Origin of the sequence: Solimonas soli DSM 21787, assembly GCF_000474945.1 — a bacterium.
GTDB lineage: Bacteria > Pseudomonadota > Gammaproteobacteria > Nevskiales > Nevskiaceae > Solimonas > Solimonas soli.
On sequence record NZ_AXDW01000001.1, the window covers coordinates 141715 to 154252 of the forward strand.

The 12538-nt window shown below is 65.0% G+C and carries 10 protein-coding genes and 1 tRNA gene; 4 read left to right on the forward strand and 7 right to left on the reverse strand.

The genetic code is table 11. The features are described 5' to 3' along the window. Positions 1-29: 29 nt before the first annotated feature. From infB to K344_RS0100690, 4 genes are all read right to left on the reverse strand, one after another. On the reverse strand, positions 30-2747 hold the full coding sequence (gene infB / locus K344_RS0100675) for a translation initiation factor IF-2 (RefSeq protein WP_028079064.1): 2718 nt from the start codon (positions 2745-2747) through the stop codon (positions 30-32). A gap of 40 nt (positions 2748-2787) precedes the next feature. After that, on the reverse strand, positions 2788-4278 hold the full coding sequence (gene nusA / locus K344_RS0100680) for a transcription termination factor NusA (protein ID WP_028079065.1): 1491 nt from the start codon (positions 4276-4278) through the stop codon (positions 2788-2790). Positions 4279-4286: 8 nt separating this feature from the next. Then, positions 4287-4742, reverse strand: coding sequence for a ribosome maturation factor RimP (gene rimP, locus K344_RS0100685; RefSeq protein ID WP_028079066.1), 456 nt, complete (start codon positions 4740-4742; stop codon positions 4287-4289). A gap of 167 nt (positions 4743-4909) precedes the next feature. Continuing rightward, a tRNA-Met gene (locus K344_RS0100690) sits at positions 4910-4986 on the reverse strand. A 204-nt stretch (positions 4987-5190) separates the two neighbouring features. Between K344_RS0100690 and K344_RS23750 the strand changes: the two genes are divergently transcribed. Then, the gene (locus K344_RS23750; RefSeq protein ID WP_157622696.1) at positions 5191-5361 is read left to right on the forward strand and encodes a hypothetical protein; all 171 of its coding nucleotides are present in this window, start codon (positions 5191-5193) and stop codon (positions 5359-5361) included. 178 nt (positions 5362-5539) lie between these two features. Here K344_RS23750 and K344_RS23755 read toward each other — a convergent pair whose 3' ends face one another. Beyond that, a complete protein-coding gene (locus K344_RS23755) occupies positions 5540-5683 on the reverse strand; it encodes a hypothetical protein (RefSeq protein WP_157622697.1) in 144 nt (47 codons plus the stop codon). A 245-nt stretch (positions 5684-5928) separates the two neighbouring features. Between K344_RS23755 and K344_RS0100705 the strand changes: the two genes are divergently transcribed. After that, positions 5929-6627 (forward strand): SDR family NAD(P)-dependent oxidoreductase, encoded by a 699-nt coding sequence (locus K344_RS0100705; RefSeq protein WP_028079067.1) that lies wholly within the window; start codon positions 5929-5931, stop codon positions 6625-6627. On the opposite strand, the gene K344_RS0100710 is transcribed toward K344_RS0100705, so the two are convergent. Beyond that, a complete protein-coding gene (locus tag K344_RS0100710) occupies positions 6624-7613 on the reverse strand; it encodes an AraC family transcriptional regulator (RefSeq protein ID WP_028079068.1) in 990 nt (329 codons plus the stop codon). The genes K344_RS0100705 and K344_RS0100710 overlap by 4 nt on opposite strands. A 548-nt stretch (positions 7614-8161) precedes the next feature. Between K344_RS0100710 and K344_RS0100715 the strand changes: the two genes are divergently transcribed. Both K344_RS0100715 and K344_RS22695 read left to right on the forward strand, forming a co-directional pair. Further along, complete coding sequence (locus K344_RS0100715) at positions 8162-10639, forward strand: TonB-dependent receptor (RefSeq protein WP_084196786.1); 2478 nt, start codon at positions 8162-8164, stop codon at positions 10637-10639. 75 nt (positions 10640-10714) lie between these two features. Further along, entirely contained in the window at positions 10715-11956 is a 1242-nt protein-coding gene (locus tag K344_RS22695) for an OmpA family protein (RefSeq protein WP_157622698.1), read from the forward strand. A 26-nt stretch (positions 11957-11982) separates the two neighbouring features. Here K344_RS22695 and K344_RS19460 read toward each other — a convergent pair whose 3' ends face one another. Beyond that, complete coding sequence (locus K344_RS19460; protein WP_051361728.1) at positions 11983-12513, reverse strand: nuclear transport factor 2 family protein; 531 nt, start codon at positions 12511-12513, stop codon at positions 11983-11985. Positions 12514-12538: the final 25 nt, after the last annotated feature.

Here is a 12538-nt window from a genome sequence, read left to right on the forward strand (position 1 = left end):
GCGCCGTGAAAGGCGCACCCGCCGGATGCTCAGGCCGCGGCCTGCACCGTGCGGCGGACCTCGACGCGCTGGAAGCACTCGATCTGGTCGCCGGCCTTGACGTCGTTGTAGTCCTTGACGCCGATGCCGCACTCCGTGCCGGCCTCGACCTTCGACACGTCGTCCTTGAAGCGGCGCAACGATTCGAGCACGCCTTCGTAGACGACCGTCTGGTTGCGCAGCACGCGGATCGGCAGGTTGCGCTGCACCGAGCCTTCGATGACGAGGCAGCCGGCGATGTTGCCCAGCTTCGAGCTGCGGAACACCTCGCGGACCTGCGCGATGCCGACGATCTGCTCGCGCGTCTCGGTGCCGAGCAGGCCCGAGACGGCGTTGCTGACGTCGTCGATGATGTCGTAGATGATCGAGTAGTAACGAACGTCGACACCAGTGTCCTGGATGCGCTTGCGCGCCGTGCCGTCGGCGCGCACGTTGAAGCCGATGATGATCGCCTTCGATGCCATCGCCAGATCGATGTCGGATTCGTTGATGCCGCCGATCGCCGTCGACAGGACGTTGACCTTGACCTCTTCGCTCGGAATCTTGCGCAGCGCTTCGGTGATCGCTTCCGCCGAGCCTTGCACGTCGGCCTTGACCATGAGGTTGAGCGACTTCTGCTCGCCCTGGCCCATGTTGGCGAAGACCTGCTCCATGCGTACCGCCTGATTCTGCGCCAGCTTCTGCTCGCGCAGCTTCTGTTCGCGCAGCAGCGCCAGCTCGCGCGCCTTGCGCTCGTCGGCGACGACGACGACGTCGTCACCGGCGTCCGGCGCGCCGGACAGACCGAGCACCTGCACCGGAATCGACGGGCCGGCTTCCTTCACCGGCTTGCCGGCTTCGTCGAACATGGCACGCACACGGCCGAAGTGCGGGCCGGTGAGAATGACGTCGCCCTGCTTCAGCGTGCCGGCGCGCACCAGCACGGTCGCCACCGGGCCGCGGCCCTTCTCGACCGAGGCTTCGAGGATGTTGCCGCGAGCCGGGGCGTCGATCGGCGCCGCCAGCTCGAGGATTTCCGCCTGCACGAGGATCGCGTCGAGCAGGTCGTCGACACCTTCGCCGGTGAACGCCGAGACGCCGACGATCTGCGTATCGCCGCCCCAGTCTTCCGGAATGACGCCTTCCTTCGACAGTTCGTTCTTGACGCGATCGAGATCCGCTTCCGGCTTGTCGATCTTGGTGATCGCCACGATCATCGGCGCGCCCGCCGCCTTGGCGTGCTGGATCGCTTCCTTAGTCTGCGGCATCACGCCGTCGTCCGCCGCCACCACGAGGATGACGATGTCGGTGACCTGCGCGCCGCGCGCGCGCATGCGCGTGAACGCGGCGTGGCCCGGCGTGTCGAGGAAGGTGACGATGCCCTTCGGCGTCTGCACGTGATAGGCGCCGATGTGCTGCGTGATGCCGCCGGCTTCGCCGGCCGCGACGCGCGTCTTGCGGATGTAGTCGAGCAGCGAGGTCTTGCCGTGGTCGACATGGCCCATGATGGTGACGACCGGCGGGCGCGTCTCGCGCTCGCCCTCACTGTCGGCACCGGTCACCGCCTGTTCGAGGCTTTCCTCGAAGTCGGTCGCCTTGACGGTGCGCGCCTTGTGGCCCATTTCCTCGACCATCAGCGCCGCCGTGTCCTGGTCGAGCGTCTGGTTGATCGTCGCCATGATGCCGTTCTTCATCATGACCTTGATCAGCTCGACCGCCTTGACCGCCATGCGATTGGCGAGCTCGCCGACGGTGATCGCTTCCGGCACCTCGACTTCACGCACGATCGGCGCGACCGGCTTCTCGAAGCCGTGCGCGTTGTCGAACTTGATGCGGCCCGAAGGCTTCTTCTGCTTCTTGTCGCGCTTGCCGCCCTTGCCTTCCGACAGATGCAGTTCCTGGCGGTGCACGCGATCGTCGCGGCCGCCGCGGCCACGCTCGCCGGCCGGTGCCGGCGCGGGCGCGACCGCCGCCGCCGTGGCCGGTGCACGCACGTCGCCACGACCGGCCGGTGCCGGCTGCGGGCGCTGTGCCGCCGCCAGCTTGGCGGCTTCCGACGCGCGGCGGATGTTCTCGGCGGCGCGATTGCGGGCCTGTTCGCGCTCCCACTTCTCGCGATACAGCGGATCTTCCTTCAACAGGCGTTCGTGCTCGGTGCGACGCGCCTTCTCGGCGGCCTCCGTCTCGGCGCGCTGGCGTGCCACTTCCTCGTCGCGCTGCTGGCGGTCGAGCTCTTCCTGCCGACGCTTGGCTTCGGCCTCGGCCGCGGCCTGCGCCGCAGCCTCGCGACGCGCCTGTTCGGCCGCCGCAAGCTCTTCGGCGCGACGCTGTGCTTCCGGGTCGACCTCGACGACGGCCGGCGCCGGCGTCGCCGGAAGCACGCCGACGGTTCCCGCCGCTTCGGGCGCGGGCGTCTGCGGCAATTCGTCGCTCTTCACGAACGTGCGCTTCTTGCGCACTTCGATGCTGATGGTCTTGGACGGCGCACCACGGCCGCCGCCGAGCTTCAGCTCGGTCGTTTCCTTGCGCTTGAGCGTGATGCGGCGCGGCTCGTTGCTGACCAGACCGGTCTTCTGCTTCAGGTAATTGAGCAGAGCGACCTTGTCGTCGGCCGAAACCGCGGACTGCGCGTCGCGAACCGACACGCCCGCCTCATGAAATTGCGAGAGCAGCTCGTCCACGGGACGATTCAGCTCTTTGGCGAATTCTTGAACAGTTACGTTAGACATCCGTACTCCCCAGGCGCGAGCCCAGATTTCCTGATTCGTGTTAGGCGTACGCCTTGGCGCGCGCCGACATGATCAGCTTCGATGCACGTTCCTCGCCGAAATCCGGCAGCGTCTCGAGCAGTTCGTCGGTCGCGAGGTCGGCAAGCGCCTCGCAGGTGGTCACGCCAGCTTCGGCGAGCTGGTAGGCGGTATCCTCATCCATGCCGTCGACGGCCAGCAGATCTTCGGCAGGCTGCGCATGGGCGCGCTGCTCGGCCTTGGCGATCGCCTTCGTCAGCAGCACGTCACGTGCACGGTTGCGAAGCTCCTCGATGATCTGCTCATCGAATTCTTCGATCTGCATCATTTCCTGCGCCGGGACGTAGGCCACTTCCTCGAGCGTGGTGAAGCCTTCCTGCACCAGCACGCTGGCCACCTCGGCATCGACGTCGAGATGCTCCATGAACATCTGCAGGACCGACTGGTTCTCCTGTTCCTTCTTCGACTCGGCGTCGGCGGTGGTCATGACGTTGAGCGTCCAGCCCGTCAGCTCCGACGCGAGGCGCACGTTCTGGCCGCCGCGGCCGATCGCCTGCGCGAGTTTCTCCTCGGAGACGCCGATCGTCATCGAGTGCGCTTCTTCATCGACGACGATGGTTTCGACCTCGGCCGGTGCCATCGCGTTGATGACGAACTGCGCGACGTTGTCGTCCCAGGGCACGATGTCGACGCGTTCGCCGGCGAGTTCGTTCGACACGCTCTGCACGCGCGAGCCACGCATGCCGACGCAGGCCCCGACCGGATCGATGCGCTTGTCCTTGGCCTGCACGGCGATCTTGGCGCGCAGGCCCGGATCGCGGGCCGCGCCCTTGAGCTCGATCAGGCCCTGCGCGATTTCCGGCACCTCGAGCTTGAACAGCTCCATGAGGTATTCCGGCATCGTCCGCGACAGGAACAGCTGCGGACCTCGAACCTGCGGGCTGACCTCATACAGATAACCGCGGATGCGGTCGCTCGGACGGATCGGCTCGCGCGGGATGAGATGATCGCGCAGGATGATCGCTTCGGCGTTGCCGCCGAGATCGACGATCACGCTGCCACGTTCCAGACGCTTGACCTGGCCCGAGATCAGTTCGCCGACGCGATCCTGGAAGGCCGCGACGATCTGCGCCCGCTCGGCCTCGCGCACCTTCTGCACGATGACCTGCTTGGCCTTCTGCGCGCCGATGCGGCCGAAGTCGACCGACGCCACGCTGCGCTCGATCACATCGCCCGGCTGCGCATCCGGCTTCTCCTTCTGCGCGTACGACAGCTTGATCTGGCGTTCGGGAAACTCGAAATCCTCGCTGTCGTCCGCGAGTACGGTCCAGCGACGAAAAGTTTCGTACTCGCCGGTCTCGCGATCGATCGACACGCGCAGTTCCGACTCGTCGCCGTACTGTTCCTTGGCCGCCGAGGCCAACGCCGCTTCGAGCGCCTGGAAGATCAGCTCTTTCTCGACGCCCTTCTCGTTGGAGACGACATCGACCATCAGCAGGATGTTCTTGTTCATACCGTGCTTCACTCCTGATCGTAATCCGGCACGAGCCGCGCCCGCTCGATCTCGGACAGCGGAATTTCAGCCAAGCCTTCTTTGCATTCGAGCCGCAGCGTGTTGCCGTCGATGCCGCGGATGAAGCCGACGTAGCGGCGACGGCCATCGATCGGCGCGACCAGCTGCACGCGCGCCTGCTCGCCCAGGAAGCGCTCGAAATGCGCCGGCTTGACCAGCGGGCGATCGAGCCCGGGCGACGACACTTCGAGACGATAAGCGCTGCGGATCGGATCCTCGACGTCGAGCACGCCGGCGACTTCCTTGCTCACGCGCTCGCAATCATCGATGGTGATGCCGGCCGGAGCATCGATAAAGAGGCGCAGCATGGCATTGCGCGGGTGCGGACTGTATTCGAGCAACACGAGCTCATAGCCGAGGCTCTCCAGCACCGGCTCCAGCATCTGCTCCAGACGTTCCTGCATCGCCGCCAAAGGCACGCTCCGAAAACGCAAAAATTACCACGCAAAACAAAAAAGCCAATAAAAAAGGCCCGCAAGGGGCCCTTTTCAAGCCAACTCTTTGGAAGCGTCGATCGCCTACGCGGCGGCCGGGCGCCCCATTTATCTACCCCTGAGAAGCTAGATAAATGTGGTAGCGGGGGCAGGATTCGAACCTACGACCTTCGGGTTATGAGCCCGACGAGCTGCCAGACTGCTCCACCCCGCACCAGACAGACGATGATTATAGCGGCCCAGTCACCGCCATTACAAGGAAACTCCGCCTACTTGCATGATGTAACTGGTGAAATTTCCATAGCCCAATCGCGTACCGCTGCGCCCGGGGCGGCGAGTATAGACATATGGATGCGGGATTGCACCAAGTTTTTTGAGCGCCGCACATCGGCCGTGCCTTCCGAAATGCCGCGGCAGCGTGCAGCATCACCGCGCCTTCGCCGGCGGCCTGCTCGTTCACGGCGCCGGACTTCTCGATCCGGCCGGGCCGGCCGGGGAGGAGGCGGCGCGCTCGATGGTTCCCGGCGATGCCCGGTCGCCGCATCTTGCACAGCTCGGCTACCGGCTTCACGACCTGGGCAAGCTGTGATCTTTCGGCGAGCTGCGCCGCCACGTCTGTGGCCTGGCCGTGCGCCACGAAATCGCCACATCGAATTGCTGGCACTGCGCCTGCGCTGGCTGGAGCTGCGCGATCCCGGGCTGGCCACGGGCTTGCGCGCCGCTTTCGATTTTTTCGCGCCACCTTTTGGTGCACGGAAGATCCCGCGCTACCTCATGCCGAGGTCGTGGCGACGCTCGATCAGTGAAGCACAGGCCGCCATCACGGTCGCGATCTCGCCCACCTGCTGGTGCCGGGATGCCTCGGCGGCACGAGCCGCAACGATCGCGTCCACGTCATCAAGACGCGCCATGCTGGCCTAGGCTCACGCGTCGGGGAATACCGACCTTAATCTTTACCAGGGAATGCTCGATGAGTGACTGGCATCAGCTCGTGCCCGCGGCGGCGGACAAGATCGTGGCTTTACAAACCTAGTTCTTAACTATGTGATGGTCGTCGCCGAAGCATTTTGAGTCGCCGGACGACCCCTGCGCCGGATCGTAGTGGTTGAAGCTGAACATCCCTCAGTTATAGTGGCGCTCCAGTCGAGGAGCAGTCATGGATCTGAAGGGCAGCAACGTGGTGGTGACGGGCGCATTCGGCAGCCTGGGCGCTGCGGTCATGCGCGGCGCATTGGCCGCGGGCGCGAACGTGGCCGGCATCGACCGGATCGCCGCTGCGTCCGCGGCGGACGCGTTTGGAGCAGCGCGGCTGTATGGCGATGTCGATCTCGGTGACGCCCGCGCGGCAAGCGCTGCACTGGATCGCATCGCCGCCGACCTGGGCGGCATCGACGCGCTGGTCAACGTCGCGGGCGCGTTTCGCTGGGAAACCCTGCAAGGCGGCAAGCTCGAAACCTGGGACCTTCTCTACAACGTCAATGTCCGCACCGCCGCCGCAGCCAGCCAGGCCGCGCTGCCGCATCTGCTGAGGCGTGCGCCGGGCGGACGCATCGTCAACATCGGTGCAGCCGGCGCCATCAAGGCGGCCGCGGGAATGGGCGCCTACGCGGCGTCGAAGGCCGGCGTGGCCAAGCTGACCGAAGCGCTCGCGGAGGAACTCAAGGACCACGGCATCACCGTGAATGCCGTGCTGCCGAGCATCATCGACACGGCCCCCAACCGCGCCGACATGCGCGATGCGGACTTCAGCCGATGGGTCACTGTCGACCAGCTCACCGACGTGATCCTGTTCCTGCTGTCGCCCCGATCGCAGGCCGTCACGGGCGCGCTGATTCCGGTCGTCGGCCGCGTCTAGGCTGATTCGCGCGGCGCGCCGTGCGCCCGCACCAGCGAGCGCCGGTAGGCACCCGGCGACACGCCCCGCACGCGCTTGAACGCTTTGGAGAACGCGACTTCGGACTGGTAACCCAGCTGCTCGGCGATCATCGCGGTGCGGCGCTCTCCACCGGCCAGGCGCATGGCGGCCAGGTGCATGCGCCAGCGCGTGAGGTACTGGATCGGCGGCTCGCCGATGAGTTCCATGAAGCGTCCTGCGAGTGCCGAGCGCGACATGCCGGACCTGTCGGCCAGTGATTCCAGCGTCCAGGGCTTCTGGGGCGCCGAATGGATCGCCTGCAGCACTTTGCAGATCTTGGGATCGGCCAGACCGCGCAACCAGCCAGAGGTTTCTTCCGGCCGCTGCAGCCAGTGGGTCTGGATGATGCGCAGGAACAGCAGATCGCCGAGCCGCTTGCAAACCGCCTGGTTGCCCTGCTCGCTCGCGGCGGCCATATCGACCTCACCCAGGATCAGATTCATCAGCGGCTCCAGCCAGCGACGCGCCGCCGAGTCGCCGTAACTGCTCAGATGAATGAATTCGGGCAGGGCGTTGATCAACATGTCGCCGGCAACCTCTGGAAGATCGATGGCACCGCCGACAATGTCAGTTTCCGCTCCACCGCCGCCGGCGCGAATGATAAAGGGCGGTATATCGCGCAGCCGGATGCTGTAATCCGGCAGGTAGTGTTCCTGGATCAGTTCCACCAGCGGGCGCGGATTGGCTTTGGCGTCAGAAGTGAACGTGCTCTCGCCGCCGCGTGTGAACATCACGAAATCGCCCCGGCAGAGCTTCATCGGGGGCTGTCCGTTGCGGCTCAGCAGGCATTCGCCGGCAGTCACGCAGAGAAAATGCGCGGTCCTGTTCAACGGAATGTTGAACCCCCACGGCGCCGTCAGCTTGAGACAACCGAAAGAGGTGTTCTCGATCTGGACCGAAGAAAGAATCTCGCTGAGCAAATCCATCGGCGGCGAACGACCTCGTCCTGTGGTTGAGCGGCGGCCGAATCACCCGCCACCACGAAGCGTCGCATCGTCCCGGAAGGCGTTGCCGACCCGCTCGTATCGATCATGTCCGGCAACCCGGCGATACCGTTCCGGCAGGCGCAGTCCGACGCCTTGCCACTGTTTCCCACTCCGGCGCCGGGATATTACTGGCAGTCCACGGATGCTGTCCAAACGTCCAAACCTCGCCGCCCCCGGTTGAAGCTGACTATCTTTTAGTTTTAGCATCAATTTTATAACGACAAGATTTAGAGGGGAAGATAGATGCTGATCGCTGCCGCCTTCGGGCGCACACACGCCGGCAGACCACGTCAATCGCCAGGCCATCGGGCTGCTCAACGCTTGCGGCTGCGGCCCTGGCGCATCCGAAAGTCTGGTCATGCGCCCATTCACGGGACGCACGGCAGGCCCGCGTAATCGCCAGGCCCGTTCCGGGCACCTGGAAAACCCATTCAAAAACGAGCTGCGGCCTTGTGACCGACGGCTTTCGACTAGGAGAGTCCATCGTGATGAATCGAACGATTTTCGGCTGCTGCGTCCTGCTGACCGCCACGATTCCCCCGGCAATGGCGCAGATGGAGACGCCGGCACCGGACGGCGCCGCGCAGCAACCGCCAGCCAGCTCACCCGCTGTCCCGGAATCGGCACCGACGGTGTCGCCGGACGCGGCGTCCGCACCGCCCGCCGGTGCCACTGAGCTTTCGACGATCCCGGTTGACGTCCCCGCCGAGCCGACTCCTGCACCCCAGCGCGAAGCCCAATCCAATCGCCTGATCGAAGAAGTGATCGTCACGGCGCAAAAGCGTGAGCAGAACCTGCAGGACGTGCCGATCTCGATCCAGGCGTTCACGGCCGATCAGCTCGATGCCAGGGGCATCAACAACCCGACCGACCTGCAGAGCAGTACGCCTGGCCTGACGATGACGACGAACGCGGGCTTTGCGATCACCTATCTGCGCGGCGTCGGATCGGATGCCTTTCTGCTGGCCGATCCGAGTGTCGCGACCTATATCGATGGCATCTATTTTCCTTTTTCCAGCGGTCTCGCCCAGTCATTCGGCGCGCTCGAGCGCATCGAAGTGCTGAAAGGCCCGCAGGGCACGCTGTTCGGCCGCAACACCACCGGCGGCGCGATCAACATCATCACCAAATCGCCGAGCCAGACGGCGGAAACCGAAATCCAGAGCAGCTACGGCAGCTACAACACCTCGAAGACACGGCTCTATACCAATCTGCCGCTGACCGACACGCTGGCCGTCAGCGCCTCCGGCCTCTACGAGAGTACCGACAACTACTACAAACTCACCGACGAGTCGCCGTTGCAGAACATTCCGCGCGATGTCTCGCGCGGCGCACGCCTGAAGCTGCGCTGGCAACCGACCGACGACATCGACATGATGCTCGGTTACTTCCGCCTGGAGCAGGACGGCCTCAATTCCGCGCTGCAGCCCAATGTTGCGCCCAGCACGCTGTCGACCCTGCTAGGCGTCAAGCCGCAGCCTCGCAACTACACCGCCAGCGTCGATGCGCCGATCTCGTTCGAGATCGACAACAACGTGATCTATGGCGAGATCAAATGGACGACGCCGTGGTTCGACACCAAGTTGCTCGGCAGCGACCAGAAGATGCACAACGAGGGCCACACGGATTTCGACGGCGCACCGCAGCCGATCGCCGCGTTCTCGGCGCCGATTTACGCCGACATCGACACTGCCGAATTGCAGATCCTTTCCAACAAGGACACGCCCTGGCATGAGCATCTCGAGTGGATCGCCGGCGCTTATTTCATCAAGGCCCATCAGGGCCTGGACGCCAGCCTTGGCCTGCTGGGCGGCGAGCAGGCGGAACTGCTGGGCATTCCGCTGAGCGCGGTCGACATGCTCTACAGCCACCTGCCGACGGGTCTGCAGAATCTGCTCGGCGGCGTCCCGTCGCCGGCCGGCGTCAACGTCCGGCTGTCGGGCGCATCGGATCTCCAGTCGACCGCCTTCTTCGCACAGTTCACCGGCTATCTGACCGATGCGCTGTCCCTGATCCTCGGCGGACGCTATCAGACCGAGACCCGCGACCTGAAGCGCTCGAACTTCGGACTGCAGAATCTGGCCGGCGGTCAGACCACGCTGATCAACTATGCGCAGGACAGCCGCGATGAGTCGAACTTCTCGCCGAAGGTGTCGGTGAACTACAAGGTGCTCGACGACACGATGGTGTATGCATCGTGGCAGAAGGGTTTCAAGAGCGGCACCTTCAACGTCATCAATCTCTACAACACACCGGAGTACGTCAAGCCGGAGCAGATCGAGGCGATCGAGCTCGGCGTCAAGTCCGAATTTTTCGACAAGCGCGTGCGCCTGAACGTCGCCGCCTTCCAGAGCAAGATCGACAATCTGCAGGTGCAGTTCATGTCGCTGTTCGCGGGCGGTGCCGTCACGCTGGAGAACGCGGCGAGCGCACGCATTCGCGGGGCGGACTTCGACATGCTTGCACAGCTGTTCCCGGACACGATCGACGATCTGGTCCTGACGCTGTCCGGCTGCTACCTCGACGCCAAGTATCTCGATTATCCGAATGGCAGCGGCTACGACGCACCACTCTTGGGAATCGGCGCATTCGGCTTCTTCAACTTCAAGAGCGGCGACTACTCCGGCAACAATATGGTCCGCTCGCCGAAGTTCTCCGGCACGGTGGGCCTCAGCAAGACCTTCCATTCGACCTGGGGGCCGATCGAAGTCGCGAGCGATCTCTATTACACGGCGAAGTACTACTACCTGCCGCAGAATTCCAAGGTCTTCGAGGAACCCAGCTATATGACGGTCGGCGCGCACGTCAGTTATCTGTATGAACCGTGGGGCATGCGGTTCACGGTGTTCGGCGACAACCTTGGCGACACCAAGCATTCGTATGGCCAGTTCGAGACCGACTTCGGCGTGCTGGAGCCGCTCGCGCCACCGCGGACAGCAGGCGTGCGCGTCAACTGGACATTCTGATCTGCCCTACGGAACACGGGAGAAGCTTCGATGAAACAACTGTTCTCGAAAGGGCCTGCGGCCGGCCTGTGCATGGTGGCATTCGCCCTGCCGGCGGCGGCACTTGCCCAAGACACCGATTCGCCGCTGCGCAACGGTGCATATGTCGCGCCCATGGCGTCGTACGTCTGGAGCGACGACAAGCACATGGATGACGGTTTCGGCGGATCGTTGGCCCTGGGCTATCGCCAGGCCTGGTACGCGCTCGAACTCAGCGGCCTGTACCAGGCGATATCCGCCGGCGACGGCAACACCGCCAAGCTGACCGGGGCCGGCGTCAACGCGCTGCTGTTCCCGGCACCGCGCCTTTCCGGGCTTTACCTGCTGGTTGGCGCCGGCGGCATGCAGATCAAGAGCTATCCGACCGGCGGCGACTCGACGCAGTTCTCGAACACCTTCGTCAACGCCGGTCCCGGCTATCTGTTTCCGCTAAAGGCGGGCCGCTATGACTTCGCCGTCCGCACCGAAGTGCTGTACCGCTATGGACACCGGGACTCCAGCCCCTTGGATACCACGATGGCGCCCGACAACTTCAATTACGTGCTCGTCAACGTCGGCTTCCAGCTGCCGCTGAACCGGGCCGCCGCGCCACCGCCGCCGCCGGCCAGCGAACCGATCGCCGTGGTGCCGCCCGCGCCGCCGCCGGACAGCGACGGCGACGGCGTGCCGGACGACCGCGACCAGTGCCCCGGCACGGCGCAAGGTGCGCAGGTCGACGATGTGGGCTGTCCGCTGCCGCCGCCGTGCGAGGCGCCCGCGCCGGGGCAGAAGGCTGACCTCGCCGGCTGCGCGGCCGGCGACAGCATCTTGTTGCGGGGTGTGAACTTCGAATTCGACAAGGCCACGCTCACGCTAAATGCCAAGACCCTGCTCGACGGCATCGGCGACGCGCTGATCGCGGCACCGGCCATCAAGGTCGAAATCGCCGGATACACCGACGCCAGGGGCAGCGATGGATACAACCAGAAGCTGTCGCAGCAGCGCGCCGAATCGGTAGTGCAGTACCTGACGGACCGAGGCGTCGACGCCGGACGGATGACGGCCCGGGGCTATGGCGAGACGCAGCCGGTGGCGGACAACGACACCGATGAGGGCCGCGAGCTGAATCGCCGCGTGGAGCTGAAGGTAACCGAAGGCGCCGCCACCGCCACCACCGCCCCACCACTGGCCGCATTGCCGGCTGCAGACGCCGCCGCGACGGAAGCGCCGCCGCCGCCGGAAGTTCCCGCGGACGCGCCGGCCCCGGAAGTTCCGGCGGACAAGCCGCCGGTGCCGTAAACGCGGCGCGGCGACGGCGGCCCGTTTCAGCGGGCCGCCGCTCCCGGCATCGCGATCTCGCTGAAGCCCTGTTCGCCGAACGCGAACTGCTTCTTGCCCCAGCCCAGCGCGTACGTGGTGTTGGCGGCGGCGACGAAACGCAGGGTCTTGAACTTCCAGCCCTGCGCCGTGCGCACGTATTGCTCTGCGTAGGTACCCAGCGTCCACAGCGCTTCTCGATCCGGCATTGTCGCCGTCACCAGCACGTGCCAGTGGCCGGTCGCGGCATCGCCGTCGACCTCGATCAGCGGGTTGGTCACGTAGTGCACGATGAACGGCACCGCCGTGAAGCGCTCGAACAGTTCGCGGATGCCGTCGCGGCCCTCGGCATAACCCGCATTGGGCCGGCCGTCCCAGACACCGTCCTCGACGAACATGTCGGCGACCTCGGCGGCAAAGCGGTGCGTGCCGACGCCGCCCCAGCCGCCGTCGTTGAGATTCACGTAGCGTGCCTTGAGCCGCACGATGGCCTGCTGGTCTTCCAGCGCCTGTACGCGTTGTTCGAGCGTCTTGTCCACCGGATCGTTCTCCTTGATTGTTCGA

What these genes read in the sequence shown, in the direction of transcription:
- rimP (WP_028079066.1), bottom strand. Translation starts at nt 4,742, where the DNA reads ATGCAGGAACGTCTGGAGCAGATGCTGGAGCCGGTGCTGGAGAGCCTC.
- K344_RS0100710 (WP_028079068.1), bottom strand. Translation starts at nt 7,613, where the DNA reads ATGGATTTGCTCAGCGAGATTCTTTCTTCGGTCCAGATCGAGAACACC.
- K344_RS23755 (WP_157622697.1), bottom strand. Translation starts at nt 5,683, where the DNA reads ATGGCGCGTCTTGATGACGTGGACGCGATCGTTGCGGCTCGTGCCGCC.
- infB (WP_028079064.1), bottom strand. Translation starts at nt 2,747, where the DNA reads ATGTCTAACGTAACTGTTCAAGAATTCGCCAAAGAGCTGAATCGTCCC.
- K344_RS0100705 (WP_028079067.1), top strand. Translation starts at nt 5,929, where the DNA reads ATGGATCTGAAGGGCAGCAACGTGGTGGTGACGGGCGCATTCGGCAGC.
- nusA (WP_028079065.1), bottom strand. Translation starts at nt 4,278, where the DNA reads ATGAACAAGAACATCCTGCTGATGGTCGATGTCGTCTCCAACGAGAAG.
- K344_RS0100715 (WP_084196786.1), top strand. Translation starts at nt 8,162, where the DNA reads ATGAATCGAACGATTTTCGGCTGCTGCGTCCTGCTGACCGCCACGATT.